General features: G+C 43.7%; 28 protein-coding genes. 2 read left to right on the top strand and 26 right to left on the bottom strand.

The features are described 5' to 3' along the window. Position 1: 1 nt before the first annotated feature. The 3 genes from METLU_RS24800 to METLU_RS24795 all read right to left on the bottom strand — a co-directional run bounded on the left by METLU_RS24800 (position 2) and on the right by METLU_RS24795 (position 5348). Positions 2-2878: a bifunctional diguanylate cyclase/phosphodiesterase gene (locus METLU_RS24800; RefSeq protein ID WP_051299817.1), complete on the bottom strand. Its 2877-nt coding sequence runs from the start codon at positions 2876-2878 to the stop codon at positions 2-4. Between the two features lie 158 nt (positions 2879-3036). Next, positions 3037-4589 (bottom strand): IS3 family transposase gene (locus tag METLU_RS27235; protein ID WP_155920359.1). Its coding sequence is split into 2 segments (ribosomal slippage): positions 3037-4127 and positions 4127-4589, totalling 1554 coding nucleotides; the frame shifts between segments, so codons are not numbered across the junction. Positions 4590-4631: 42 nt separating this feature from the next. Then, entirely contained in the window at positions 4632-5348 is a 717-nt protein-coding gene (locus tag METLU_RS24795) for a PEP-CTERM/exosortase system-associated acyltransferase (protein WP_155920489.1), read from the bottom strand. 158 nt (positions 5349-5506) lie between these two features. Here METLU_RS24795 and METLU_RS0107455 point away from each other — a divergent pair, with 158 nt between their 5' ends. After that, entirely contained in the window at positions 5507-6292 is a 786-nt protein-coding gene (locus METLU_RS0107455; protein ID WP_027157669.1) for a methyltransferase domain-containing protein, read from the top strand. Position 6293: 1 nt separating this feature from the next. Here the strand turns inward: METLU_RS0107455 and METLU_RS0107450 are convergent, their stop codons facing one another. The 14 genes from METLU_RS0107450 to METLU_RS0107390 all read right to left on the bottom strand — a co-directional run bounded on the left by METLU_RS0107450 (position 6294) and on the right by METLU_RS0107390 (position 17105). Then, entirely contained in the window at positions 6294-7073 is a 780-nt protein-coding gene (locus tag METLU_RS0107450) for a TatD family hydrolase (RefSeq protein WP_027157668.1), read from the bottom strand. Between the two features lie 9 nt (positions 7074-7082). Then, positions 7083-7433 carry a PilZ domain-containing protein gene (locus METLU_RS0107445; RefSeq protein ID WP_027157667.1) on the bottom strand — a complete coding sequence of 117 codons (351 nt, stop codon included), beginning with the start codon at positions 7431-7433 and terminating at the stop codon, positions 7083-7085. 4 nt (positions 7434-7437) lie between these two features. Next, the gene (locus tag METLU_RS0107440) at positions 7438-8430 is read right to left on the bottom strand and encodes a DNA polymerase III subunit delta' (RefSeq protein ID WP_331271263.1); all 993 of its coding nucleotides are present in this window, start codon (positions 8428-8430) and stop codon (positions 7438-7440) included. Continuing rightward, on the bottom strand, positions 8427-9050 hold the full coding sequence (tmk, locus tag METLU_RS0107435) for a dTMP kinase (RefSeq protein ID WP_027157665.1): 624 nt from the start codon (positions 9048-9050) through the stop codon (positions 8427-8429). The genes METLU_RS0107440 and tmk overlap by 4 nt, the downstream gene beginning before the upstream one ends. Then, entirely contained in the window at positions 9047-10045 is a 999-nt protein-coding gene (mltG, locus tag METLU_RS0107430) for an endolytic transglycosylase MltG (protein WP_027157664.1), read from the bottom strand. Before mltG ends, tmk begins: the two co-directional genes overlap by 4 nt. Then, complete coding sequence (gene pabC / locus METLU_RS0107425; RefSeq protein WP_027157663.1) at positions 10042-10875, bottom strand: aminodeoxychorismate lyase; 834 nt, start codon at positions 10873-10875, stop codon at positions 10042-10044. The genes mltG and pabC overlap by 4 nt, the downstream gene beginning before the upstream one ends. A 38-nt stretch (positions 10876-10913) precedes the next feature. Next, a complete protein-coding gene (fabF, locus tag METLU_RS0107420) occupies positions 10914-12158 on the bottom strand; it encodes a beta-ketoacyl-ACP synthase II (protein WP_027157662.1) in 1245 nt (414 codons plus the stop codon). Between the two features lie 90 nt (positions 12159-12248). Beyond that, on the bottom strand, positions 12249-12482 hold the full coding sequence (acpP, locus tag METLU_RS0107415; protein ID WP_020161042.1) for an acyl carrier protein: 234 nt from the start codon (positions 12480-12482) through the stop codon (positions 12249-12251). A 145-nt stretch (positions 12483-12627) separates the two neighbouring features. Next, positions 12628-13356, bottom strand: a complete 729-nt coding sequence (gene fabG / locus METLU_RS0107410) for a 3-oxoacyl-ACP reductase FabG (RefSeq protein ID WP_027157661.1) — start codon at positions 13354-13356, stop codon at positions 12628-12630. Continuing rightward, positions 13349-14299, bottom strand: coding sequence for an ACP S-malonyltransferase (gene fabD / locus METLU_RS0107405; RefSeq protein WP_027157660.1), 951 nt, complete (start codon positions 14297-14299; stop codon positions 13349-13351). The genes fabG and fabD overlap by 8 nt, the downstream gene beginning before the upstream one ends. Before the next feature lie 14 nt (positions 14300-14313). Then, positions 14314-15282 (bottom strand): beta-ketoacyl-ACP synthase III, encoded by a 969-nt coding sequence (locus tag METLU_RS0107400; protein WP_027157659.1) that lies wholly within the window; start codon positions 15280-15282, stop codon positions 14314-14316. Then, a complete protein-coding gene (gene plsX / locus METLU_RS0107395) occupies positions 15279-16307 on the bottom strand; it encodes a phosphate acyltransferase PlsX (protein WP_081679043.1) in 1029 nt (342 codons plus the stop codon). Before plsX ends, METLU_RS0107400 begins: the two co-directional genes overlap by 4 nt. A gap of 88 nt (positions 16308-16395) precedes the next feature. Continuing rightward, positions 16396-16578 (bottom strand): 50S ribosomal protein L32, encoded by a 183-nt coding sequence (gene rpmF, locus METLU_RS27230; RefSeq protein ID WP_081679042.1) that lies wholly within the window; start codon positions 16576-16578, stop codon positions 16396-16398. Next, the gene (locus METLU_RS0107390; RefSeq protein WP_027157657.1) at positions 16578-17105 is read right to left on the bottom strand and encodes a YceD family protein; all 528 of its coding nucleotides are present in this window, start codon (positions 17103-17105) and stop codon (positions 16578-16580) included. Before METLU_RS0107390 ends, rpmF begins: the two co-directional genes overlap by 1 nt. A 57-nt stretch (positions 17106-17162) precedes the next feature. Here METLU_RS0107390 and METLU_RS0107385 point away from each other — a divergent pair, with 57 nt between their 5' ends. Then, positions 17163-17747 carry a Maf family protein gene (locus METLU_RS0107385; protein WP_027157656.1) on the top strand — a complete coding sequence of 195 codons (585 nt, stop codon included), beginning with the start codon at positions 17163-17165 and terminating at the stop codon, positions 17745-17747. Here the strand turns inward: METLU_RS0107385 and METLU_RS0107380 are convergent. The 9 genes from METLU_RS0107380 to rtcA form a co-directional block, all read right to left on the bottom strand. Continuing rightward, positions 17744-18607 carry an HDOD domain-containing protein gene (locus tag METLU_RS0107380; protein ID WP_027157655.1) on the bottom strand — a complete coding sequence of 288 codons (864 nt, stop codon included), beginning with the start codon at positions 18605-18607 and terminating at the stop codon, positions 17744-17746. The two genes, METLU_RS0107385 and METLU_RS0107380, sit on opposite strands and share 4 nt — an antisense overlap. Before the next feature lie 7 nt (positions 18608-18614). Then, a complete protein-coding gene (locus METLU_RS0107375) occupies positions 18615-19187 on the bottom strand; it encodes a transglycosylase SLT domain-containing protein (protein ID WP_027157654.1) in 573 nt (190 codons plus the stop codon). Between the two features lie 172 nt (positions 19188-19359). Further along, positions 19360-20958 (bottom strand): MutS-related protein, encoded by a 1599-nt coding sequence (locus METLU_RS0107370; protein ID WP_027157653.1) that lies wholly within the window; start codon positions 20956-20958, stop codon positions 19360-19362. A gap of 188 nt (positions 20959-21146) precedes the next feature. After that, positions 21147-22136: a ferrochelatase gene (gene hemH / locus METLU_RS0107365; protein WP_027157652.1), complete on the bottom strand. Its 990-nt coding sequence runs from the start codon at positions 22134-22136 to the stop codon at positions 21147-21149. Positions 22137-22144: 8 nt separating this feature from the next. Then, positions 22145-22687 (bottom strand): GTP cyclohydrolase I FolE, encoded by a 543-nt coding sequence (folE, locus tag METLU_RS0107360; protein ID WP_027157651.1) that lies wholly within the window; start codon positions 22685-22687, stop codon positions 22145-22147. Between the two features lie 41 nt (positions 22688-22728). Next, positions 22729-23718 (bottom strand): tRNA dihydrouridine(20/20a) synthase DusA, encoded by a 990-nt coding sequence (gene dusA, locus METLU_RS0107355; protein ID WP_027157650.1) that lies wholly within the window; start codon positions 23716-23718, stop codon positions 22729-22731. A 112-nt stretch (positions 23719-23830) separates the two neighbouring features. Further along, a complete protein-coding gene (locus METLU_RS0107350; RefSeq protein ID WP_155920486.1) occupies positions 23831-24064 on the bottom strand; it encodes a hypothetical protein in 234 nt (77 codons plus the stop codon). Next, positions 24048-24800: a DUF2272 domain-containing protein gene (locus tag METLU_RS0107345; RefSeq protein WP_231383567.1), complete on the bottom strand. Its 753-nt coding sequence runs from the start codon at positions 24798-24800 to the stop codon at positions 24048-24050. The genes METLU_RS0107350 and METLU_RS0107345 overlap by 17 nt, the downstream gene beginning before the upstream one ends. An 8-nt stretch (positions 24801-24808) precedes the next feature. Beyond that, positions 24809-25828 (bottom strand): RNA 3'-terminal phosphate cyclase, encoded by a 1020-nt coding sequence (gene rtcA / locus METLU_RS0107340; RefSeq protein ID WP_027157647.1) that lies wholly within the window; start codon positions 25826-25828, stop codon positions 24809-24811. Between the last annotated feature and the right edge of the window lie 298 nt (positions 25829-26126).

Genomic DNA, 26126 nt, shown 5'->3' with positions numbered 1-26126 from the left:
TTCAAATGGCTTCCATCTCAGACTCAAACTGATCGATACGTAGACTAAGCTCTGGTTCAGGCATAGGCTTGCCTATACCATAGCCTTGTGCGTAATCTATGCCCATTTTTGACAATTCTTTCAGTATCATCTCATTCTCAACAAACTCAGCAATTGTTTTTATTCCCATCCCCTGCCCGACATCATTAATTGCTTTCACGAAAAGCTGATCTTCTTTATTATTAGCAAGGTTTTTGATAAAGCCGCCATCGATTTTCAAATACTGAACGGGCAACTGTTTAAGATGACTCATTGATGAAAAGCCAACCCCAAAGTCATCCAAAGCAAATTTACCGCCTATATTTGTTACATAAGTCATGAAGTCGCGGGCTGCTTGTATGTTTGTAACGGCTTGGGTTTCCAGAACTTCGAAAATGAATTTGTGAGCCGGAACATTCCATTTATCAAGATGATCAGCAATAATAGAGAATGCATTAGGATTAGAAAGCATTTCACCGGACAGGTTAATGGATAAATGAATATCCAGTCCTTGTTTGAGAAATAAAGACTGCTTTTTAAAAGCAAGATCAATAACTCTTTGATCTATTTTAGTAATTAGCCCGAAATGTTCGGCAATACCAGTGAACATGCCTGGCGGAATAATTTCTCCATTTTCATCAATCATCCGTAATAGACATTCATAATGGGAAATGCTTTTATCGGCTATTCTCATAATGGGCTGATAATAAAGAATGAATCGGTCTTCCTCTAACGCCTTTTCGATTTTTGCCTTCCAATTTACTCTGTGCCGTATTTCATCCCTGGCTAAATCATCCATGGAAGCAAGGCACCACCCTCCTCTGCCCATCTGTTTTGCTTTGTACATGGCAATATCTACGGTTGCCATCAATTCCTGAGGAGAGAAACCGGGGGCCGGAAAAATCAGCATACCCGCACTAATAGTTACTCCTAAATCGATATTGTTAACCGTAACTTTAACGGTGGCAATCTCAGTACATATTTTCTGCACGACTTTCTCTGCATGATCCTGATCAATACAATATGAGATCACCACGAATTCATCGCCGCCTAATCTAGCGACAATATCCGTATCACGAATTATTGAAAGTAGTTTATCGGCTACTTTAATTAATAATTCATCCCCCACATTATGACCACTACTATCATTAATATTTTTGAATTGATCTATATCAAAAAGAATAAGAGCTCCTTTTTGATTATATCGAGTAGCAATAGTCAGTGCGTGCGTCAATTCCTGATCAAACCGGCGCCGATTATATAAATTAGTTAATGGATCATGATCCGCAAGCCATGATAATTTTTTTTCCGTTATTCTGCGTTCAGTCAAGTCTAGACCAACAGATAATATTTCAGTTTTTTTATTATTTTTTATAAGCGTAAAAAACCATGATATATATAATTCATTTCCTTTAGAGGAAAATACAATACATTCATAGCGAAAAGATCTTCGTTGCTGGTTAGATATTTCTTCAATAGCATTTGATATAGCTCTTATATCCTCATGCCCAAAAACTAGGTCGATGAATAATTGCTGTTTTAATTCGTTTTCATTATAACCTATCTGTTTCTCTGCATATTTATTACTCATTACAATTCTTCCATTACTATCAATTATAATAATAATAACTTGAGCCGTATTAAGTATATTGGAGACGAGATTTTTTTCTTGTTGCAGTTCAACACTCCTTTCTGCCAGACGTTGCGTACGCAAATCGACATCTCTATCTAAATTTTTCAACGTAAGAATTAAATCTTGTGTGGCATTATTTAATATATCAATTTCATCGTTAAATAATTTATGTCCAGAGGCAACCGGCATAATTTCATTTACTTTTAAATAATTTTTCTTAGCTATCCAAGGCAGTAAAGCTATAAATGCATTCAAACGCCTCATTGGTTTAATTAACAAAAGTAATAGAATCAGACCTGCCAAGATTAAGCTTATTATGCCACTTAGCGCGTATAACATTGATGATTTATTAATGTCGATTAATTCTTCACTTAAATTATCGATAATAATAAGATCGGCAATACTATTATCATTACTAAATGGAAAAACAATTATTTCATATTCATTGTTATTGTATTCGAAACGTGCATTTTTTGCCGGTAAGCCATCCGGTAATTTATTCATGACGGCCAACAAAAGTGGGAAGCTTTTTTCATATTCAGTTAACGCAATGATAGCTTTTGACCATTTATCAAGAATTGGTTTTGTTGAGACTGTTTTATTTTCGTTACTCTGCACCAGAATCCCAATTTCCTTTCCGGTAATAGCTTTCATTCTTAGCACCATATCTGCTAGGTCTCTTCCAAATATAAATACTCCGGCAAATTCTCCATTATGTAAAAAAGGATAAGCTTTATATTGCACACAATTGATGTTACAGAGAATCCTTTCAAAAGGCTCTTCATTTTCGAATACGTAATTAAGCCATGGTGAAAAAATATCCTTGTTTAGTACTGTATCCCCCCAACTATTTAATAAATCCCCTTTTTTTGAAAATAAATAAGCAGATTTGATATCAGATTCAAGCTCTATTTTGAACCAATTGGCATTAATGATTTTTTCTATCTGGTTTAATGCCTGCTGAGATGATATGTCAAGACTAATGACAGCGGGAATGATCCACGTAATATCAATTTGATCAAGTTTTGATTGTTGCAGAATACTATTGAATGCTTGTTGATAAAAGCGATGTACCCTGTCTCGTTCCTGAGAATAATTTTTTTCTAATGTTAGATTACCAAATATAAAAACACTGCCTGAAGATATCAGAATGGCTATGCTAACGGCTAAAATTGCTTTCCAGGTAAGGCTCAGGAATCTGCTTTTTTTCTTAGTTTTATCTTGCATTAATATAAGTAATATTTTTTATTACATTTTGTTCACTTAATTCTCTACTTATTTTATCAAACAGGCTACGGAACTCTGGAGTTAAATTTTTATAAGTGCTTTCTCGATAAAACACATAAGGTACCGGTGTTTTTCAAGATAGTTGTCGTGTTTTTTGATCACGCAGCCTGTTTTATTTCCGCCTCGTTCCGTTCCGGATTCAGCGTAACAGGGCCTGCTGGCGTCCAGTTTCTTGTGGCGCCTGACCAGCGGGCCGGATGCCGTTTTTTGGCCTGGGCATAGACCTGATCACGTCGGTTAAGAATCGCCCGGTCTTCGCCCCGATGGCGCTGTGCCGGCGTAACAAACCGAATCTGGCTGTGACGATGCGTTTCGTTATACCAAGACACGAAGCGGCTCATCCATTCACGCGCGACCAGCAGGGAGGCAAAGCCTTGCGAGGGCCATTGCGGACAGTATTTCAAGGTCCTAAACAGCGCTTCCGAATACGGGTTGTCATTGCTGACCCGGGGCCGGCTATGGGAAGGCGTAATGCCCAGCTCGTAAAGCTTGGCCTGCAGCGTCTGCGACTTCATCGGGCTGCCATTATCGGCATGCAGCACCAGGGGCTTGCGCCAGCAATGCTCGGCCAAGACCGCGCGCTGTACCAAAGCGGCCGCCGCTTCGCCACACTCCTGCTCGTGCACTTCCCAACCAACGATTTTACGGCTGAAGATGTCCACGATCAGGTACAGATAAAAGAACCGACCGCGCACGCCGCTCGGCAGATAACTGATGTCCCAGGTCCAGACTTCATTGGCCGCTCGGGCTTGATGTGTGGTCGGCGGCCGGGATTTCTGTCTGGCTTTCGCACGGCCCCGATGATGCAACTGATCCGCCGCCTTCAGAATGCGATAAAAGCTGGATTCCGAGGCCAGATACACGCCCTGGTCCGCCAGTCTCGGCACGATCTGGCTGGGCGGCAGGTCGGCATAGTCCGGCTGGTTACAGACAGCCAGTACCTGGGCCCGTTCCTGTTCCGACAGCTTGTTCGCAGGCGCCGGACGTTGCGCTTGCGCGCGCTGATCCTGACTAATCTGGCCGGCCTCCTGCGTCCAGCGCTGGAAGGTGCGCAGGCTCAGGCCCGCCTCTGCGCAGGCCAAACGCTTCCGGACACCCGCTGAGATGGCTGCGCGGATCCAGGTCACTAATTGTTGCCGCTCCGGGTACGAGGTTAATCGGCCTCGTTTGCCTCCCAGAGGGCGGTCAACTTTTTTCGCAGCACCAGTAAAGCCGCCGCTTCCGCCAGGGCTTTCTCCTTGCGGTTGAGCTCTTTCTCGAGCGCCTTGATGCGCTGTTTGTCCTGCTTCGCTTCCAGTCGTTGCTGCTGTTGTTGCGCTCCGGCCTTCTGTGCGCCTTGAATACAGGCCTCCTTCCAGCGCCGGATCTGTTCGGGATAAAGGCCCTGGCGGCGGCAGTATTCGCTCAGTTCCAGTTCGGTCATGGCCGCAGTTTCCACCACGGCGGCAAATTTTGCCTCCGGCGACCAGTCTTCTGTTTGTTTCCTGCTGCCTGGCACGGGCACCCCTTGTTGTTTGGCTTGTTTACGCCAATTGTATAACGTCTGGTCACAAATCCCTTCCTCTCGGGCGACTTCCGGTACTGAGCGGTTATGGGGTGGCAACAGTTTTCTTAATACAGACGCTTTGCGTTCCGCTGAATAATGTGGCATTGAGCTTTCTTTCCGTCCCCTGTCTAGTTTCCAATTATCCCGTTAGCGGGAGAGGACAACTATCCTGACACAGGGGGGTACCCGTGTCCCAAAGCACTCAAAAGGTTTACCTATCTGATCAAATTGGACACCAAGACGACGTAATAAAATTGCAAGTTTTGGCTCTACCATTGCAAGACCATATTCCATATTTTCCTTAAATGCAAAATGCATGGTTGCTGACATAAGGCACATGGGCAAATAATTGATTGGATAGCGCTGGTTTGGATGAACTATATTTTCAGCCTGTTTAACAGGCTCTTGATCTATACGATAGTTATCAGAAAGCCGCCGTCTGAAGGACGACATAATGGCCATTCGTGAAATTTCACCTATGTTTGCTCTCTCCACCTTATTTACACGGGTAGCGCTAAAATCAAAGGGTTTCCCGTAATACTTTTCAATTGGCAATTGATTGCAATGCTTTTTTATCTGAGGAATCAATCGGATATAACCGATAGCTTGATTGCTTGGTTTATGAAATAGCAGACTGTGCAGAGAATATTCATCATATTCGTCAATTTCCATATTTTTATAGTGAGAGTTTCCTAATTCATAATAACCGTATTCTTCATGAAATACGCTATGGCGTAATTTATAGGCGATTGTTTTTAGTTCTTGAGTATTAACATTGACCATCTGAAAATATTTTGAATAGTGATTTCCTATATCTTCTTTTTTCCACATAGCTATCCATATCCCTTTTTTGTAAGCGTTCAAACATCGACTCACCTATGGTAAATTATTGATTAATTGATATAAAATATTAATTTAGTTAAATATCTTATCCACTCATATAATCATGATGAGATTTTAGACTATTTTCTATAGATAAATATAGAAGAAAAACAACATTTATCCTAACAGGAAAAAATCATATGACTGAATTTAAAGGTCCTGTCGACGTTGATTATCTAAAAAAAGCAGGCGAAATTTTTGCACCTATCAAGCAGCTTAGCTATAAAAAAATGCAAATTAAGCAAGGTAATACGGTTCTTGACTTGGGATGCGGCCCTGGCATTGATGCTATTGAAATGAGTCGATTCGTATCGCCAGATGGCTTTGTTATAGGTGTTGATTACGATGAATCCATGTTAAGAAAAGCATTGGAGCAAGTGGAAATTTTAAAGATGGATCGCATTGTCCACTTTCAACATGAAAATGCCAGTGCGTTAACTTTTCCAGATAACTACTTTAATAGTTGCCGAAGTGAACGACTTTTCATGCATTTAAACAATCCTGAGCAGGTACTTGGCGAAATATACAGAGTCACAAAACCGGGAGGGAACGTAGTAATCATAGATACGGATTGGGCAAGCCTGTCTATTGATTGTCAATCAGTAAAAACAGAACAATTACTATCAAATTATCGTCTGGAAAATTTTCTCACAAATGGCTATTCAGGGCGAAGCTTATATCGGATGTTCAAAAATGCGCATTTTAATGACATTCAAGTCGATGTTTTTCCTCTTTATACTAATGATCTGGAATTATTTTACGCTTTGTCCCTACAGGAAACCGTTGAAAATAATGCTTTAACAGACAATATCATTACACAAAAAGAATTGGATCAATGGCGCATGGAATTGAAACAAACCGCATTAAATAATTCTTTCTATTGCAGTATCAATATAATTATGGTAAGCGGCATCAAACCTTATTAGCTTAGCTAAGTTCTAATTTAAAAAGTCTTTTAAAATTTTCTGTGCTCTGTTTCGCGATCTGTTGAAAACTTGTGTTTCTCAATTCAGCTATATGTTCAGCCACATAACGTACATAAGTGGGATAATTTGGTTTTCCGCGAAACGGAACCGGCGCCAAGTAAGGCGAATCAGTTTCAATAAGAAAGCGGTCCGTGGGTACTTTTTTTGCCACTTCCTTGATTTCTTTAGCGCTGTTAAACGTCACAATACCGGAAAAAGAAATATAAAAACCCAGATCCAGCACTCTTTCGGCAAAATCCCAGTCTTCGGTAAAACAATGAATAACCCCGCCTACGTCACGAGTTTCCTCTTCTTCTAAAATTCGCAAGGTATTTTGTTTGGCCTCGCGGGTATGAATAATTAGTGGTTTTTTCAGAGTTTTGGCTGCAGTAATATGATTTCTGAAACGTTTGTGTTGCCAATCAAGATTGCCTTCACTACGAAAATAATCCAGTCCGGTCTCCCCTATTGCTATAACCTTTTTCTCCTGACCTAAAGCGATAAGCTCATCAATACTCGGGTCCTTGCCGTCCTGAACATTGGGATGTACGCCGACAGTCAGTGATATTTGAGAATAATCTGAAACCAGAGCATGCATGGCCGGATAGGATTCCAAATCAATGGCGATGCATAACATATGTTCAATTTGGTTATTTTCCGCTTCTTTCATGAAACGGGAAAAATCTAGTTGATACGGTCCCAGATCAATGCGGTCCAGGTGGCAATGAGAGTCAATAAGCATTCGATAAAATCACATGGTATGGGTTGACCGGTCAGAACCTAAAGCACCTGCCAAATAGGTTTCTATTTTATTGCGAGCCATGCCACCATCCTGGTCACTGAATTGCACACCGATCCCTGTTGCTCTATAGCCCTCTGATCCTGGAGGTGTTTTCCAGATTATTTTTCCGGCGATAGGAAGTCGTTCGGTTTCTTCCATTAAATTTAATAGCATAAATACTTCCTGACCCATCTGATATTCCCGATTAGTTGGAATAAACAAACCGCCGTTTATTACAAAAGGCATGTAAGCCGCGTATAAAGCATTTTTATCTTTGATTGAAAGTGACAATATACCTTGTCTGGGTGCTGATTCTGCCATGGTGTTATCTGCTCAGGTTAATTTCAGACCATTTAATTAAAATCTCTTCGAACATCAGTTGTTTATTGATTGGCGAATCCAATCGCTGGCGAGTTGCCAATAATATGTCATACAATTTGTAAACGCTTTTTAATTCTAGTTGTTGAGACAGTTCTTTCAAGGACTTGTACAAGTCCGGATTATATAAATTTTCAATATTTGCCGGATAAAAACATTTAATTAAATCGACAATCCAGGATGTAACCCAGAATAACAATGGGGATTCGGGTAATTTATGCCAAGTTTCAGCAACAATGACGGGATTGGACTGTTGCTTTGCTATACCCATCCATGCCTTGAAGCATTCATGACGCATGCCAATGTAGCCTTCATCCGCATATTGTCGGGCCAATAATGGTGCTCCCCTAGCCAGTCCGAATAGCAGTTCCGTGTTTTCCTGAACATTTTGCTGCTTAAGCCAAGCAAGCGTCGTGTCTTTAGTGGGAGTATTAATGATCAGCTTCTGGCATCGACTGACTATAGTGGCTGGTAATTTTGCCGGTTTATCGGTAATTAAAACAATGATAGTGCGCTCTGTCGGCTCTTCGAGGCATTTTAGAAAGGCATTGGCTGCTGCATGATTCATTTGCTCGGCAGGACTGACAATAACAACGCGATAAGTCTCAAATTGAGGTTTTAAGGTCAGTTGGGTGATTAAATTGCGGATTTGGGCAATGGTAATGCTTTTGCCGGCTTCTTCAGGCTGAATATTAATAAAATCAGGATGCGTTGCAGCACTGAGCAATTTACAACTGACACAGGAACCACAACTCAAACCATCGGTCTGCGGGTCTGCACAAAGCAGTGAAAAAGCGAACTGGTTAGCTAAATGCAGTTTGCCTATTCCCTTATTACCGGTAATCAGCAAAGCCTGCGGAACACGTTCCTGAATAATATAATTATATAGCCGTTCCCAGTTAGGTTGCAGCCAGGGAAATAATGGGTTTACTGACATCATTTTATTAATGGTCGAAGCACATCAACCAGTGAATTTTGCACGTCAGTTAATGGTTGATTCGCATTGATGAGTTTGATTCGCGCAGGATAAAGAGCGGTTTGTCTCAGATAAGCTTGCCTGACGCGTTCAAAAAAATCGACTCTTTCCGACTCAAACCGGTCCAATTCTCCCCGAGTCCTTACTCTTCCAAAGCCTATTTCAACAGGCGCATCAAGTAATAACGTCAAGTCGGGCCTCAAAGTACCTTGTACGAGATTCTCCAACCATTCTATGGTATTGATACTCATATTTCGACCACCTCCTTGATACGCATAAGTTGCATCTGTGAAGCGATCGCAGAGCACCCATTTTCCTTCTGACAGCGCAGGTTCAATCACATGCTTGATATGCTGTGCTCTTGCCGCAAACATCAGTAGCAATTCTGCTGATTCCGAAATGCTCTCACTACTCGAATCCAATAGCAACTGTCGTATCTTTTCTGCCAATTGGGTACCGCCGGGCTCACGCGTAACAATAACGTCAATACCATGATCTTGTAGATATTTTTTTATAAAAGCCAGATTCGTGGTCTTGCCTACGCCCTCTCCGCCCTCCAAGGTAATAAATTTCCCTCTACTCATTTTTTCTTCCTTTGGAAAATATCAACCGCGCGGTTATGATCTTTTAATGTTGGCGAAAAGATATGCGTCCCATCCCCTCGAGATACAAAATAGAGGCTATTGCCGGTATCAGGATGTAAAGATGCATAGATAGCTTCTTTCCCTGGCATGGCTATCGGGGTGGGCGGCAAACCTTTAACAACATAAGTATTATAAGGGGTGGTATTTTTTAAATCTTCATAGGTGATATCCCCTTTATAATGATCACCCATGCCATAAATTACCGTGGGATCCGTTTGTAACAGCATACCTTTTTCAAGTCGGCGAATAAATACGCCGGCGATTAAAGGCCTTTCTTCAATTACCGCGGTTTCCTTCTCTACAATTGAAGCGAGAATTAACGCCTCATAAGGATTTTTAAAAGGCAAATTTTCGGCCTTATTAAGCCACTCTTGTTGCAATACCTGCTGCATTTTGTCATAAGCTCTCTTTAACAAAGAAACATCGGTCATATGTTTTTCAAAAAAATAGGTATCGGGAAAAAACATGCCTTCAGGATGTTTCGCATCTGTTCCGAATTTCAGCATTAAAGCTTCGAGATCAGCGCTATTTAAAGTATGCTCAAGGTGAGGGTTATTCTGGACTTCCCGCAATATATCCTTAAAGCTCCAACCCTCTGGAAAAGTAATCGCATATTGTTTGGTTTTACCTTGAACGAATAAGGCTAATATTTCCGGTATGCTTAAACCGGGCGTTAATTCATACTCTCCGGTTTTAATTTTTTTGGCTGATTCGCTTGTGTAAGCAAAGACTTTAAACCAGATTGGCTTAACAGCCACGTTTTGCTCGACTAACTTGTCAGTGATCCGATTTAATGAGTCACCTTTTTCGATATCTACATAAACCTGTTTGTTGAGTACGACAGGGATTTTTACAGCTCTTTGATAGTCCATCCATGCCCATCCACCTGTAAAACTGAAGATCAATAATGTAAATCCGATGATTTTATTGGTCATAGTAAAGACGCCTCCGCCTCGCTTTTAAGTCTGTCGAGACAAGATTGTATTCGTCTGGTTATTGGACCTATTGAGAAATGATTGTTTCCAATTTGATTGATTGGCCATAAGCCAATGATTGAATTGCTGGCAAAGATTTCATCAGCCAATAAAAATTCATTTTTATTAAATAACTTTTCAAATACTTGAATATTATGGTTTGATAATATTTCTATAATAATACCGCGCATAATGCCAGCGACACCCGATTGAGACAATGATGCGGTATAAACTGAACCATTTTTGACATAAAAAAGATTGGTCATGGTTCCTTCGATAATATGATCATTGATATCCAGCATAATTCCTTCCTGAATAGCTGGGTCATTCCATTCGGCCCGAGCCAATATCTGTTCGAGTCGATTCATGTGTTTGATTCCCGCCAATGATGGATTTAAACCTAAACGAGTATCGCAGAAACGGGCAACAATGCCTTGATCTCTATACGCAGGAGGATAATCGGGATAAGGATGAAGACTTAGTACGCGGGTAGGTTGAATCAAGTCTGGCTGACGATAGCCTCGCCCGCCGGAACCTCGAGTCACAATCAGTTTGAGTACAGCCAGACTCGAATTCTTACAGAGACTTAAAGCTTCAGCGGTTAGAAGTTCAGGATCGGGACAGGGAATATGAAGCCGATGGCAACCTGTATTTAAGCGCTTTAAATGCCGATCAAGAAATACAGGCTGTCCGTTTCTAACTTCTATCGTTTCGAATAATCCGTCGCCATACTGAAAGCCGCGGTCAGATATTTCAATATGCTGCTTGCGTTCACCATTTACCAGAATCATCAGCAAGAAGCATCACGTATTTAGCAATATGTTGTACGTTACTCGAAACGTTTAAAAACTATGGATCCGTTAGTGCCGCCGAAACCGAATGAGTTGGATATGGCTATATCGATTTTCATGTCTCTGGCTGTATTGGGCACATAATCAAGATCACACTCAGGATCCTGATTTTCCAGATTAATAGTTGGGGGAGCAATCTGGTTTTTAATGCTTAAGGCTGTGAGCACAGCTTCAATGCCACCGGCTGCGCCTAACAAGTGCCCTATCATGGATTTTGTTGAACTGACGGCAACTTTATAAGCATGTTCGCCTAAAGCTGCTTTCATTGCCTGGGTTTCTCCGATATCGCCGGCAGGAGTCGAGGTACCGTGAGCGTTGATATAATCAACCTGATCCGCATTCAAGCCGGCATCACGCAATGCATTGCGCATGCAACGAGCTGCACCTTCTCCCCCCACAGATGGGGTAGTAATATGATAAGCATCGCCGCTCATGCCATAACCAACCACTTCGGCGTAAATTTTTGCACCACGCGCTTGCGCGTGCTCCAATTCTTCAAGAACAACCACGCCGGAACCATCACTCAAAACAAAGCCGTCTCGATCTTTATCCCAAGGACGGCTTGCCGCTGGGGGATTATCATTACGGCGCGATAAAGCTTTTGCCGAGGCAAAGCCACCCATCGCCGTTGGCGAGGTTGTGCAACGTTCTGCGCCACCAGCAATCATGACGTCGGCATCGCCGTATTTAATTAAGCGTGCTGCATCGCCAATATTATGCGTACCTGTTGAACAGGCAGTAACAATGGCAAAGTTGGGGCCTTTTAATCCGTATTTGATTGAAAGATTACCGGAAATCATATTGATAATATTGCCCGGCACAAAGAATGGCGAAATCCGACGCGGACCACCTTTTTCATAAGTCGCATAGCATTCTTCAATTCCGGTAATCCCTCCTATACCTGAACCAATCGCCACGCCAATGCGATCAGCGTTAGCTTCAGTCACTTCAATGCCTGAATCTTCAATAGCCTGGCAACCAGCCGCAATGCCGTAATGAATGAAAGCATCCATACGTTTGGCATCTTTATCAGGAATGTATTGAGTAATGTCGAAATTTCTTATGACGCCGCCGAATGTAGTGGCAAATGGAGAAATGTCAAAAGAATCAATTGGAGTGATGCCGCTTCTACCGTTAATAATACCGTCCCAGGTTTCTGCGACAGTGTTAGCTAAAGGCGTGACAGCGCCTAATCCAGTTATTACGACTCGACGTTTGCTCAATGTAATGTACCGTAAGAAATGTATAGGGGGGAATAAAGACTTTATACAAATATAGTGGATGAACGAGAGGGTTCATCCACTAAAAGCAGGCTATTGCGCGTTTTTTTCTACGTAATCGATAGCTTGTTGAACAGTTGTAATTTTTTCAGCTTCATCGTCTGGAATTTCACATTCGAATTCTTCCTCAAGAGCCATAACGAGTTCAACTGTATCCAGAGAATCAGCACCAAGATCATCTACAAATGAAGCATCAGTAGCGATATCTTCTTTAACGCCCAATTGCTCTGCTACAATTTTTTTTACTCGTTCTTCAATGTTACTCATAATTATTATCCTCAAACAATGTAAGTTCATCAGTATTTGGTTAGAAGCTTACAATAGTATTGTTATTAACTTTACTAGAAATCCCGTCTCCGGCAATTCCAGACGGCGGGGGGATTATACTTTATATTGCAAAAATCTCACAATATTAAGGCATAAACATGCCACCATTTACATGAATGGTTTCACCGGTGATATAAGCGGCACCTTCTGAAGCCAAAAATGAGACGGCGTGGGCAACTTCTTTGGCTTCGCCCAAACGAGCTAAAGGAATAGAGGCTAATAAGGAGTTTTTAATATCCTCCCCTAACTCCTTAGTCATATCAGTATCGATAAACCCGGGTGCTACCGTGTTGATGGTGATATTGCGCGAACCCACTTCTTTTGCCATGGATTTAGCAAAACCGATCATGCCTGCCTTTGCCGCAGCATAATTGGCTTGCCCCGCATTGCCAGTGGCTCCTACCACGGATGATATATTGATGATGCGACCTGTTTTCGCTTTCATCATGCCGCGCAGCACGGCTTTGCTCATGCGAAAAACTGAAGTCAGATTGGTATTGATAATATCGTCCCACTCCTCATCCTTCATGCGCATAAGCAGGTTATCGCGCGTAATACCCGCATTGTTGACTAACACTGTCGGTACGCCATATTCGTCACTAACTATTTTAACGACTTCAGCAATCGATTCAGGATTAGCCACATCAAGTTTTAAACCCTTGCCGTTTTCACCAAGATAAGCGGAAATTGAATCAGCGCCGTTATCTGAAGTTGCTGTGCCGACAACAAAAAAACCATCCTCGGCCAATCTTTCGGCAATTGCTCTGCCAATGCCACGGCTGGCGCCTGTCACTAATGCTACTTGCTTAGTCATTTAACTGCTCCAATGCTTTATTTAAAGTCTCCGGGTCATATATAGCCATATGTCCTGCATCTTTAGCGATACGCTTATTTAATCCAATCAATACCTTGCCGGGACCACACTCAACAAAGTGAGTAACGCCTTGATCGTGCATAAACTTAATACTGTCAACCCAACGTACAGGCTTATAGAGCTGCTCCTTCAGTACGTTTCGAATGACTTCAGGTGCGCTATGCGCCGCAACGTCTACATTATGAATCAACGTCATTTTGGGCACATTGAGGGCTATATTCTGCAATTGTTCCTCCAGTTTCGCAGCTGCTGACTGCATCAGTGCGCAGTGAGACGGGACGCTGACCGGTAATTGTACTGCCCGTCTGGCACCAGCCTCTTTTGCAGCTGCTATCGCCCTTTCGACAGCCGCCGTATGCCCGGCAATAACAACCTGCCCTGGGGCATTAAAGTTAACGGCTGAAACAACTTCATTTTCTGACGCATCGGCACATACTTTAACAACCTGATGATCTTCAAGTCCTAAAATTGCCGCCATGGCACCAACACCGGCGGGCACAGCCTCCTGCATAAACCGGCCCCTTGCCGCCACCAGTTTTATTCCGTCTTCAAAAGACATAGCCTCCGAACAAACCAGTGCAGTATATTCGCCAAGACTATGGCCAGCTGCCCAGGCCGGACGGATCTCACTCTGCTTGCACCAGACTTTCCAGATGGCAACGCTAGCCGCCAACATGGCGGGTTGCGTGTTTTGGGTCTGGTTAAGCTCGTCTTCAGGTCCTGAAGATACAATAGACCATAAATCTTTGCCTAGCGCATCGGATGCCTGTTCAAAGACTTGCTTCACTTCCGGATAACTCTCGGCCAGTGCTGCCACCATGCCGACAGATTGGGAGCCTTGCCCTGGAAAAACAAAAGCCAAATTATAATTTTGCTTATTCATTAATACGTCTGTTTTTAATATTTAATTAATGCAGAGCCCCATGTAAATCCTGCGCCAAATGCTTCAAGCAGCACTACTTGCCCTCGCTGAATACGACCGTCACGAACCGCTTCATTAAACGCGAGGAGCACTGAAGCAGACGATGTATTGCCTTGATTTTCAAGTGTTAAAACAACATGATCCATGGGCATTTTTAATTTTTTTGCCGTTGCCGCAATGATACGTATATTGGCCTGATGAGGAACTAGCCAATGCACATCGGATTTCTGCATATTGTTGGCCGCCAGCGTTTCATCGACAATACGGCCTAATGTATTTACAGCGACCTTAAATACTTCATTGCCGCGCATTTTGATATATCCGGCTTCATCTTTATTATGCTCGGTAGCCGCCTGCGGATTTGGACAATAAAGCAAATCTTCGTATTCGCCATCGGAATGGATATGAGTCGACAAAATACCGGCTTCATTTGAAGAGCTCAGCAATAAGGCGCCTGCACCATCGCCGAATAAAATACAAGTACTACGGTCGGTCCAGTCGACAACGCGTGAGCAGATTTCAGAACCGACAACAAGCACTTTCTTGGCTGCGCCTGTTTTAATGTATTGATCAGCAATACTTAAGGCAAAAATTGAACCTGAACATGCTGCTTGCACATCGAAAGCAACACAATTTTTAATACCTAAACGCTGTTGCAACAGACAGCCTGTGCTGGGATAAACGCGATCGGGAGTTCCTGTTGCTACAATTATTAAATCAATTTCTTCAGGATCAATTTGCGCCGCATCTATGGCTTGTCTCGCCGCAATTTCAGCCATGCTTGAAGCCGTTTCATTCGGTCCTGCAATTCGGCGACTTTTAATGCCAGTGCGTTCATGAATCCAACTATCGGATGTATCGACGGTTTGCGATATATGATTGTTTGTGCGAACTTCTTCTGGCAGATATCCACCGGTACCGATTACTCTTGAATAACGGGTCATGCGCTCTCTCTCCTGGCCAAAGTTTGTTCAACCTGCTCGCTTATTTTTCTGATAACATCTTTTTTGATTTCTACTTCGGCAAGATGAATGGCCGTTTTAAAAGCCAGCACATCGGCTCCGCCATGACTTTTGATAACTAGCCCGCGTAGTCCCAGAAAACTGGCGCCATTATAGAGCCGCGGATCTATGCGTTTTTTAAATGACTTAAGGACCGGGTAAACAAGCAATCCGGCCAGCTTGGTCCAAATATTCCTGCCAAAAGCTTCTTTAAGCGCAGTTCCGATCATTTTGGCCGCACCTTCAATTGATTTCAGTGCAACATTTCCGACAAAACCGTCGGCTACGATCAGATCGACCTTGATATTGCCCGCATTTAAAGAATCGCCTTCTACATAACCGATATAGTTTAATGATGAGTTTTCCAGCAGCTTTGCCGCCGCCTTAACTTGCTCATTACCTTTTACATCTTCCTCGCCAATATTTAACAGGCCGACTTTCGGGCTTTCAATGTTTTCCACGGCTTTAACCAACTCAGTGCCCATAACGGCAAACTGAAAAAGATGTTCAGCACTACAGTCTACATTGCCACCGAGATCAAGCGCGTGAGTATGCCCGTAAATTGACGGTAAAGTAGAAATAATGGCGGGGCGATCAACGCCTGGAATCATTTTCAGAACAAAACGAGCAGTCGCCATTAATGCTCCGGTATTGCCAGCACTGACACAGGCATCGGCTTGACCGTCACGAACCAGATTGATAGCCACTCGCATTGATGAATCTTTCTTGTTTTTCAGCGCCTTAGATGGTGACTCATCCATGCCGACGCACTGCGATGCATGCTGAATAGAGAGCCTGTCCTTGAAATCAATTAATGCTTGTGCTAACTGTTGTTTCAGAACAGTTTCGTCGCCCACTAAAATCAGTTTTAAGTCTGGATTGCTTTTTAAACAATCCAACGATGCTGGAATGGTAACTTCGGGACCATAATCCCCGCCCATCGCATCAATCGAAATTGTTAAACTCACGCTTACGAATGACTCCGGAGTTATTGAAAAAAGCCGAACCCGAAGATTGGGTTCGGCATATCATCATTCTAAAAGGGAGAAAGATTGATTAATCTTCGTCGCCAGTAGTTACAATTTGGCGACCTTTGAAAAAACCGTCTGGAGTAACGTGGTGACGTAAATGAGTTTCACCGGTCATCGGGTCTTGAGATAATGCTCTGCTGGTTAAAGCATCGTGTGAACGACGTTGACCACGTCTTGAACGTGATACTTTACTTTTTTGTACTGCCATTATAAATCTCCAGTTTTTTTAAGTTTGGCTAAGATGGAAAAAGGATTTTCAGGGGTTGACTGCTCCTCATCGGATAATGAAGCGTCCTTGTTAAAGTTTGCATCCGGCACTGAACAAGCGTGCTGATGCTTTGGAAAAGTTGGCAGAGCAAGTAATAACTCGTCCTCAACGATATCCTTAAGAGAAGTTTTCTCTTCTTTAATTAATAACGGTTCATAATCTTCGGGCAACCTATCTGCTTGATCTATTGAGGTAACAATACCCAGTTTGATTTCAGCACTGACAGGCCATTCCATAGCCAGCAAACAGTTTTGACATTCAAGCTCCAGAATCGCCTCTATGTGTCCCTCAATTTTGGCCAGTCTTCCTTCCCGTCCAAAAAAAAGATCCACAGCAACAGTCCCGGTGTCGCTCAGCAGTGTTTCCGCTAAACGATCCATGCTGTTTAAAGGTATTTTTCCCTTCAATTCAGCACGTTTATCTGCGAGCTGTAAAGGGTCTATATATTCAGGCAATCGATCTAACATAACTATACAATAATATCTGGAATCAATAACTGCGTCAAACTTACAACAATTGCCAATATGAAAATCAATAACTTAATTCTCGCGTCAAGTTCGCCTTATAGACAAGCTTTATTGAAAAAACTTCATTTGAATTTTAAGGCCATCAGTCCTGAAGTTGATGAAAGACCGCTAGAGAATGAAGCACCGGAAACTCTTGCCTTACGTTTAGGAAAACTAAAAGCGCAAGCATTATGCGAAAAGCACCCCGACCATCTTATTATTGGCTCAGATCAAGTCGCTGTGATCAATGACAAACAATTAGGTAAGCCGGGTAATCGAGCCAAAGCAATTAAGCAACTTCAGGCAGCATCGGGCAATACCGTTACATTTTTTACCAGTATCTGCATTATAAACAGTAATACAATGCATTACATGACTGATTTGGATATCAGCACAGTCTTTTTTAAAACATTGACACGACAACAAATTGAACATTATGTCGACATTGAGAAGCCTTACGACTGCGCAGGCAGTTTTAAATCTGAAAGTCTGGGCATTGCATTGTTTGAAAAAATTCAAGGCGATGATCCGAATGCCTTGACTGGCTTACCGCTAATTAAATTAATTTCCTTATTGGAAAAATTTGGGGTGTATGTGCTTTAATGAAAGCGCTTATCGATCGCTATTAATTCGAACATTTGTTCAAATTCCTCATCGGCTTGGTTTATAACTTCAGCGATCTGCGATTCACCTAGCCTGACTATGGATAAGGTTTCGTCGGAAACCTCTGCAAGTATTTCCGGCACGGATTTATTTTGCTGGATGCTATCTGTCAAACGTGTAGCCAGGAATAATAAGTGGGTATCAAGTTTGTGCATCAGAGCTTTTTCTGGAGTTAAATAATAGAGTACTGCCTCAGATAATGAATCCGGCAGTCCCCACGATTTAATCAACTCTGCCCCGACATCGGCATGGGTAAACCCTATTATCTCCTGCTCCAGATCAGCCACAAGGTAGCGTTTGTGATCGGCTGCTAGTAAAACCTGGAGTGATTTACCTGGTAATTTGGCATATAAAATCAATGACCCTATATCATGCAGTAAACCAGCCAGAAATAACCGCTCGCAATGCAGTACGGCACTTTTTTTAGCCAGTAACTGAGCTATTACCGCACAATTAAGACTGCGCAGCCAGAAGGACGTCATATCCATCAAGTCATTCGGGATCTTGTTGAATGAATTAACTATGGTTGTTGCAAAAACCAGATGGCGCAGGTTTTCGTTACCCATGACGGCGACCGCCCTGGAAATCGTATCAATTCTTGCCTGATCACCATAAAAAGTACTATTGCCGATTTTCAGGACTCGTGCGCTTAATGCAGGGTCTTTGGCTATAACTAAAGCGATATCATTCATCGAGAAACGAGGACTGTTAATCATTTCGCGAAGCTGAAAATAGATATCAGGCAAAGAGAACAGTTCCAGACTATCTTGAACCAGGTAATTCGCAGTAATTTCTGCCATAAAATATTTATCTGTTATAGAGAGCCAGAACCTGCTTCACATAATTACGTGTTTCGGGGTATGGAGGAATTGAATTGTGATATCTTATTACCGCATTTTCGCCGGCATTATAGGCTGCAACAGCCAAATTCAAGTTCGAATCAAACATTCTTAGTAAATCTTTTAAGTACCGTGTTCCGCCATTGATATTCTGATCAGGATCGCGGCGATCGGTAACCCCATAACGCCTTGCGGTAGCTGGCATTAATTGCATTAATCCGACTGCACCGGCAGATGAAACGGCGGTGGCATCGTAAGCCGACTCCGCTTGGATCACAGCATGCAGTAACTTCGCATCGACCTGATGCCTGACAGCAGCCTGGGCAATCATATCCGCATATTTCTTTTTGTTGACACTTACGAAAGGCAATGCTTTTGAGTAACTCTTGGGTCTTGAGCGAATGATGCGTTTATAGAGGCTGTTTTTAGGATCATCCGTATAATAGACATGCCCTTCAGAATCAACATATTTATAAACATCAGCCAGTACTTGATTGGAAATAAGCAAAGTAAACAATAAAACAACAGCGACTCTTATCATTTTTGTTATTTTCCCTGATCAGAATTAAAGCCGCATACGCGGCATTTTTTGCAAACAAATACCGATATAGCCCCATACCTATGGGGCTATGCGAGAGATTCGAATATTAATTTGCTGTCCCTATAAGGATAGTAAAAACTTGATTGCACTACCAGAAGCAGTGCTGTTTTTTTTATTTGGAGCCGGACAAATAGTTGTCTATGTCTTCTTTTGAAAACCCAATTTTTTTGGCAACACGGTCAGCATGGCTGATGCGGGAAATGCCGGGGATAAGTTTATAGGTAGGAGCATCGTTAGCAAACTCGACCTGTCTGGGCAAACCAACGCCCTTGCTGACAAAATCATCGACGAGTTGATGATTATGAGTAATTAATATAGTGCTGTTGCCTTTTCGATAAAATCCGTTAAGCACATTGGAGGATGACTCCATCTTTTCCTCAAAAGTCGTACCTTCAGATAATTCGTCCAGCACAACCAGGCTTTTAGCCGTGGTAGCCAAAAAGATATCCTTGGTCCTTTTCAGTTCGGTACCGAAGCGCCCTTCTCCATCATCCAAGTGGCTAATTTCCGGCACCTGATAAAAAATTCTATCGGCTACAGTAAGAATTGCCGATTTGGCAGGTACGTAACAACCTATTTGCGCCAGCAATTGAATTTGAGTGATAGTTTTGCAAAATGCGGTTTTACCGCCGCTATTAGGCCCAGTTACCAGGACCAACTTGTCATCCTCCAAAGCAAAATTGTTGCCAATATAACGAGGATTTTCTTTGCCCAAAACCGGGTTCCTGGCATCAACCAGATTGATGCGGTGATGCTCGGCCTCAATCAGTTTCGGCAGGACCAGATCGCCCCCAAAAACATCGGCAAATTTTATAAACGAAAGCAATTCATCCAGTTGTCCCAGCGCATCCAGAGTTTCGCCCACCGCCTGCGAGCTTTTGAACTCGTTTCTTAACGGGATAATGCAACTATCCCTATCGAAACCACCAACTACTGGAAAATAAACCATTAACAGCGGAATAAAAAAAATGGAAATGGTTGGGATGGCTTCCACTGAAATTCTGAACATATCTGTCGGAAATAGATGCGCCAATACCCAAATGATGCCGAAAACCAATGCCAGCAAAAGGGGTTTGAAGATGCGAGGTCTAAAGATAATGGCCGGAGAAAACGAGCCTTTTCTCTCCTGTTTGGATTGAATGCCATTTTCAGTAATATAAGCGGGACCTTCCATCAGAGAATAAGGTCGGGTTTCCGCAAAAGCTTTTATTTTTTCAAAAATACTGTTGAGATAGCGGCTTTTAGGTGCCTCACTGGCTTGAATCTGGTCAACCAACTCAAGCATAAGACGAATGCCTCTCTTATATTGTAGATAACCATAGCCCTCTATTTCATGCTCTTCCTTGGCTGTGCCAAAAGATCCGAGGAATTCACCGAATAATAGTAAGTAAAAGTTTTTCTCATGCGTCGCCGCGTTTTGCACGATGTGCTCGATATTATCTTTTAACTCCGGGTTATTGCGAAGTTCCTCGACAGCTTCCTGTTTGGCTTTAATATCCTCCAGAACATCCAGCGGCTGCGTTAAAGAGCGAAACAGAACCGCTTGCCCCACCTGTGTTGAGGCATGATTGATCGCATTAAACACCTCGTTGACTTCGATCGTATTGAAGGAACGTTCATCAATGACGCCCTCGCCGGTCTTCAGCGGTTTACTGGACTGAACGGCAGGCCAAATAACATCTTGCCAACTTTGTAATATGGTTTCTTTCATCGCATTAGCTCTTTATTTTTTTACTGAGGACACCAAAAACTATACCGCAGCAATGACAATACCGGATAGCATGATGTTTTCTTTCGAGGCGCCAGACTCTTACTCCATGCCAACGCCGGTAAAAGCAAGGTTGTGCACTAGGCCACATACTGCACAGTTTTGATCGTATCCTCTTATGTCGATAATTCTCAAATTTTTTCTTCGAGTAGCTTAACTATAGCATCAACATGAGATTTTGAATCATTGAGAGCCGGAATGTAGCGATAGACCTCGCCTCCGGCCCCAACAAACAGAGCTTTATTTTCCATGGCGATCTCTTCCAGAGTTTCCAGGCAGTCCACGGCAAATCCCGGACAAACCACATCAACTTTTTTAACACCCTGTTTGGGAAGATTTTGCAATGTTTCCGCGCAATAAGGTTTGAGCCATTGCGCCTTGCCGAATCGGGACTGGAATACAACACGCCACTGGTCCTTGTCGAGATGAAGTTTCCCGGCGATCAAGGCGGCGGTTTTATGGCACTGATGAAAATAAGGATCGCCCCACTTGGTTAACTGCTCAGGCAGGCCATGGAAGGACATCAATAGCAGGTCATTCTTGCCTTGTTTGCACCAGGCTTGCGCAATAGAGTCTGCAACGGCCGTAATATAATACTCATTCTGGTGATAGTCGCTGATAAATTGAAAACTGGGCAGATGTCGCCACTGGTTCAATTCCTTGATCAGATCATCATAAACGGATGCTGTCGTTGTTGAAGAGTACTGGGGATAAAGTGGCAGGATAATCAGATTTTCGACACCCTGTTTTTTGAAAGCATTTAACTGCTTTGCCATGGAAGGCTCGCCATAGCGCATCGCATAATCGGTTATAACGCCTTTAGCGTTTAATCGTTCAGCGATCTGTTCGGTTAGCTGGCGCGTCAAAAAAACTAAAGGCGATCCCTTTTTATCCCATATTTTACGATAAGCGGCTGTCGACCTGCGCGGACGAAAAGGCAGAATAAAAAAGCGCAGTATCACCCACCATAGAGGGCGCGGTAAATTGACTACGCGAGGATCGCCAAGAAATTCCTTAAGAAAGCGCCTGACTGCTGAGGCGGTAGGCGCCGCCGGTGACCCCAGGTTCACCAGTAGCATGCCTGTTTTCTTGGTAATAGAAGTGGCGCTTTGAGGCGGCATGCAAAAACTTACCGGTTGATAAGGTTTAAAAATTCAGAACGGGTACTGATTTCTTTACGAAATATACCGGTCATTACCGATGTCGTCATGATTGAATTCTGTTTTTCAATGCCGCGCATCATCATGCATAAATGCTTGGCTTCAATAACCACGGCGACGCCTCTGGCGCCGGTTGCAATTTCAATCGCATCGGCGATTTGCTTGGTCAGTTTTTCCTGAATTTGCAGGCGTCGCGCGTACATATCAACAACACGGGCGATTTTAGACAAGCCAAGCACTTTGCCTTTTGGTAAATAACCGACATGACATTTGCCGATAAAAGGCAGCAAATGATGCTCACATAAAGAATACAATTCGATATCCTTGACGATAACCATGTCTTCGGTGTCCGCTGTAAAAATAGCGCCGTTAAGCACTTCATCCAGCGTCTTATCGTAGCCGTTATTCAGAAATTTGAAAGCCTTGGCTGCGCGTTTGGGTGTATCGATCAGGCCTTCTCGATTTAAGTCTTCACCGACTGCTTCGATAATTTTGGAAAAATGCTCTTCCATAGTTCTCAGTCTCAATTATATAAATGGCTGTCCAGTATACATCATTGATCAATGAATTTTAATGCGTCCAAAATGACATTTTCATCCGCATTGGGCTTGCTGACATTTTCACTGATATGCCGGCGCCAGCCTCGAGCGCCGGGTTCACCATGAAACAGCCCCAGAATATGCCGCGAGATATTATTCAAGCGGGCACCGTTTTTAAGCTGCAGCTGAATATAAGGAATCAATTGCATCACAATTTCGTGACGAGACTTGGGCTCATGGGGCTCGGCAAAAAAACGCCTGTCGACGTCGGCTAAGAGATATGGATTATGGTAGGCTTCCCGCCCTATCATGACGCCGTCAACATGTTTCAGAATCTCTTCAGTCTGATTTAATGTTGTAATACCACCGTTCAATATGATTTCCAGCGTCGGCAAATCATTTTTCAGTTGATAGACCATATCATAGCGCAACGGCGGTATTTCCCGATTTTCCTTGGGCGACAGGCCGTTCAGCCAGGCTTTTCTGGCGTGAACGATAAACGTGCGGCAGCCGGCATCGGCCACAATCGCTATAAAACGCAACAATTCTTCGTAAGAATCGCGCTCGTCAATGCCTATTCTCGATTTAACCGTCACCGGAATCGAAACTGCCTGCCGCATGGCTCCCATACACTCGGCGACAAGCTCCGGTTCGGCCATCAGACAGGCGCCAAACCGACCATTCTGAACCCGATCGCTGGGGCAACCAACGTTTAGATTGACCTCGTCATAACCATAGTCCTCAACCATTTTTGCGCAGACTGCCAGATCTTTTGGATGACTGCCGCCCAGTTGAAACACGACAGGATGTTCGACGGATTCAAATTGCAGAAACCGGTGATGATCTCCATGCAACAATGCCCCAGTTGTGACCATTTCAGTATATAGCAAGGCGTGCTGTGAAATCAGGCGGTGAAAATAACGGCAGTGTTTGTCTGTCCAGTCCAACATCGGGGCGACTGAAAATACATGCGTCCCTTTAACCGGTTTTTTGTCTGTATTCATTGACTGTCTGTCTAAATTACAATTAATATGTCTATGATATAATATCTTTTATATAGTTATCCATGCTTATTTATCTATTGGCTGTTAGCCGTTATTTTGGTCGATTGATGAACTAAAAGCGCGAGCTTGTCAGTGTTACATCGGCATCAGCCCAGACATGTTTGAACTGCCGCTCGACATCGTCAGCCTCTTTAGTTTTACCTTGCCGGCGCAGGCTCTGGGCAAGCCCGGACAGCGACCAGCCATTTTGCGGGTGATCAATCAGATCTTGTCGGTAGACCTTGCTCCGCTTCACCGGCTTTGCCTGCCTCGCTGGTGCCTCCACGAGTTTAAGGTTTGGATTCAATATCTCTCTGCTCGATGACAACCTGCCAGGGCCGCTCGGCATTGGGCAATACGTAACCGTGAGCATCCAGTTCGGCATGAGTCAGAGAGACCGCATCGAGCACATTGCCGCCAATCAGGTCCAGCTCATGCGGTCGACGGTCCACCACTATATCGCAGTGATAAGGCCCGCGGCGCAGTCGTGTAAATGTATTAACTTCATGCATGAAGCCCTCTTCGCGAGGCGCGCAAAGCAAGTCTCCCGGCCTGGGCGAATAGAACCTCGCATCGCGGGCGATGAATCGGGCTTTTTTATCGGCTGACAGGGCATGCTCGATGTAATCCCAATGCAGCACTGTGGAAGGCAGGTCGCTTTCAGGCACACCGGCACTACGCGCCAGCCAAACGATGAAAGCGCCTGACCAGGGCCGCATTTCCCCCTCATAACCTACCATCGGCAATGACGAAACAGTGTACCAGTATAAAAACACGCGTGAGAAAAACGGCGCCTGGGTTTCATGGCTGATCGTTGTTCCGAAAGGATAAGTCAGCGCCGGTGGTTGACGGGTGTAATCGGCTACGGGCTGACCAAACAGCATCCATTCCTGTCGCGCCAGGTAAATCATGCGCTCGCGTATGGTGGGTATGGCGAAAGCGGGTTTGATGTCAGATCCTGGCGTAATACGCGGCGGCTGGTCGGCGGTTATTAGAGTGCAGCCGATCTGTATCAGAATCAGCCCCAAGCTTATACTGCGCAAGGATCTGATCATACATTCACAATAACGCGCCATTGTCTGCCCGGTTCGATTTCCACTACATTGATCTCTACATCGATGAATTGCCGAATCACAGCGATATTGGTCAGGGTATGCCCGGATAAAGGCCCGGTCACAAACGAACCGCCGGCGCCCAGGCTTAACGGCAGCAGAAGCTGGTCAGCAAGATGGCAGCCGACAGGTGCTCCAATGGACTGATAACGGCATAGCTCATCGGCAGCTTTGTCTGCCACATGTTCCGCACTAATACCGCGCGCGCCGATGCTTTCGACCACTTCTGTAATGTCCGGATAATGCACCTGGAGAGAAATAATATTGCCAGGCCCTGGAGATTCAACTGTCGCCAATGTAATGCTATCTTCAGGCCAATCCAGCCTTTTCAATAATTGTTTTTTTTCTCTGATCAGGACATGGCCGGGTATGCGCGACGCTATGCATTTTGCCTGACTTCTGAGTAGCGTTCCCTGATTTTCCAGCATGATTTTATGGAAATTTTCAGGCGGTTTGATGGTTATTGTCCATTTTCCGCCTCCTGCCGGGTAAAAGCCATAGCGCTCTATCCTGGCATTCGATTCAATACCCATTTGCTCCAGGACCGGTAAAAAACTATGTTGAATAAAATCAAAGCTGGGCGCCATTGGGTTATGCGTTCCGCCTTCCAGAACCAACCGCGAGGGCTTTCCGGTTAACAGCAATGCCGGCAGTACGGTCTGAAAAACTAGCGTACTGCTGCCGGCGCTGCTGATGGCAAAATGATAGTTACCGGCCTTAGTGTCACCTGGTATAAATTCAATTGTCTGGGAACCGACGAACGCACCAATAACCTGAGCATTGCATATTTCGGCCATTGCATTAACGCTGGCCAAATGCTGACGCATCAGCCCCGGCTTGTTTCTGCCCTGCCTGATATTTTTGATGTGTACCGGCTCCTTAAGACTTGCGGCTAAGGACAATGAAGTTCTCAGCATCTGACCACCGCCCTCCCCTTGTGCACCATCTATCTCAATCATAATTCATATCCTCACCACATTATCATTATGACAGTGTGTCGAGTGATTTGGCGCGAATTCTGTTTCTGGAAGTATTGGATGGCTATCTTGTCGTTATTATGTCTATGATATAATAGTATTGTATTTAAGAAATCAGGATTCTTTGTCTGCCCTATTTGATTAGGGTCAAGCTGGCCCAATATGATCGTTTGTTCAAAGCAAACAGGAAGAGCATTCTCATATATGTCTATGATATAAATGCACAATGCACAATTTCTCATAAAGACTGGTGGTTGGACTCGCAGACTGAACACTGCCT

Source organism: Methylobacter luteus IMV-B-3098 (assembly GCF_000427625.1).
GTDB classification, from domain to species: domain Bacteria; phylum Pseudomonadota; class Gammaproteobacteria; order Methylococcales; family Methylomonadaceae; genus Methylobacter; species Methylobacter luteus.
Note: the sequence above shows the minus strand (reverse complement) of the source record. Positions and strands in the feature narration are given on the sequence as shown.

What these genes read in the sequence shown, in the direction of transcription:
- METLU_RS0107390 (WP_027157657.1), bottom strand. Translation starts at nt 17,105, where the DNA reads ATGTTAGATCGATTGCCTGAATATATAGACCCTTTACAGCTCGCAGAT.
- rpmF (WP_081679042.1), bottom strand. Translation starts at nt 16,578, where the DNA reads ATGGCAGTACAAAAAAGTAAAGTATCACGTTCAAGACGTGGTCAACGT.
- folE (WP_027157651.1), bottom strand. Translation starts at nt 22,687, where the DNA reads ATGGAAGAGCATTTTTCCAAAATTATCGAAGCAGTCGGTGAAGACTTA.
- acpP (WP_020161042.1), bottom strand. Translation starts at nt 12,482, where the DNA reads ATGAGTAACATTGAAGAACGAGTAAAAAAAATTGTAGCAGAGCAATTG.
- mltG (WP_027157664.1), bottom strand. Translation starts at nt 10,045, where the DNA reads ATGACCAATAAAATCATCGGATTTACATTATTGATCTTCAGTTTTACA.
- rtcA (WP_027157647.1), bottom strand. Translation starts at nt 25,828, where the DNA reads ATGATTGAGATAGATGGTGCACAAGGGGAGGGCGGTGGTCAGATGCTG.
- METLU_RS24800 (WP_051299817.1), bottom strand. Translation starts at nt 2,878, where the DNA reads ATGCAAGATAAAACTAAGAAAAAAAGCAGATTCCTGAGCCTTACCTGG.
- fabD (WP_027157660.1), bottom strand. Translation starts at nt 14,299, where the DNA reads ATGAATAAGCAAAATTATAATTTGGCTTTTGTTTTTCCAGGGCAAGGC.
- tmk (WP_027157665.1), bottom strand. Translation starts at nt 9,050, where the DNA reads ATGAGTAGAGGGAAATTTATTACCTTGGAGGGCGGAGAGGGCGTAGGC.
- METLU_RS0107370 (WP_027157653.1), bottom strand. Translation starts at nt 20,958, where the DNA reads ATGAAAGAAACCATATTACAAAGTTGGCAAGATGTTATTTGGCCTGCC.
- METLU_RS0107375 (WP_027157654.1), bottom strand. Translation starts at nt 19,187, where the DNA reads ATGATAAGAGTCGCTGTTGTTTTATTGTTTACTTTGCTTATTTCCAAT.
- METLU_RS0107445 (WP_027157667.1), bottom strand. Translation starts at nt 7,433, where the DNA reads ATGGCAGAATCAGCACCCAGACAAGGTATATTGTCACTTTCAATCAAA.
- METLU_RS0107455 (WP_027157669.1), top strand. Translation starts at nt 5,507, where the DNA reads ATGACTGAATTTAAAGGTCCTGTCGACGTTGATTATCTAAAAAAAGCA.
- METLU_RS0107450 (WP_027157668.1), bottom strand. Translation starts at nt 7,073, where the DNA reads ATGCTTATTGACTCTCATTGCCACCTGGACCGCATTGATCTGGGACCG.
- METLU_RS0107385 (WP_027157656.1), top strand. Translation starts at nt 17,163, where the DNA reads ATGAAAATCAATAACTTAATTCTCGCGTCAAGTTCGCCTTATAGACAA.
- METLU_RS0107400 (WP_027157659.1), bottom strand. Translation starts at nt 15,282, where the DNA reads ATGACCCGTTATTCAAGAGTAATCGGTACCGGTGGATATCTGCCAGAA.
- hemH (WP_027157652.1), bottom strand. Translation starts at nt 22,136, where the DNA reads ATGCCGCCTCAAAGCGCCACTTCTATTACCAAGAAAACAGGCATGCTA.
- METLU_RS0107440 (WP_331271263.1), bottom strand. Translation starts at nt 8,430, where the DNA reads ATGATGTCAGTAAACCCATTATTTCCCTGGCTGCAACCTAACTGGGAA.
- fabG (WP_027157661.1), bottom strand. Translation starts at nt 13,356, where the DNA reads ATGACTAAGCAAGTAGCATTAGTGACAGGCGCCAGCCGTGGCATTGGC.
- METLU_RS0107380 (WP_027157655.1), bottom strand. Translation starts at nt 18,607, where the DNA reads ATGGCAGAAATTACTGCGAATTACCTGGTTCAAGATAGTCTGGAACTG.
- dusA (WP_027157650.1), bottom strand. Translation starts at nt 23,718, where the DNA reads ATGAATACAGACAAAAAACCGGTTAAAGGGACGCATGTATTTTCAGTC.
- pabC (WP_027157663.1), bottom strand. Translation starts at nt 10,875, where the DNA reads ATGATTCTGGTAAATGGTGAACGCAAGCAGCATATTGAAATATCTGAC.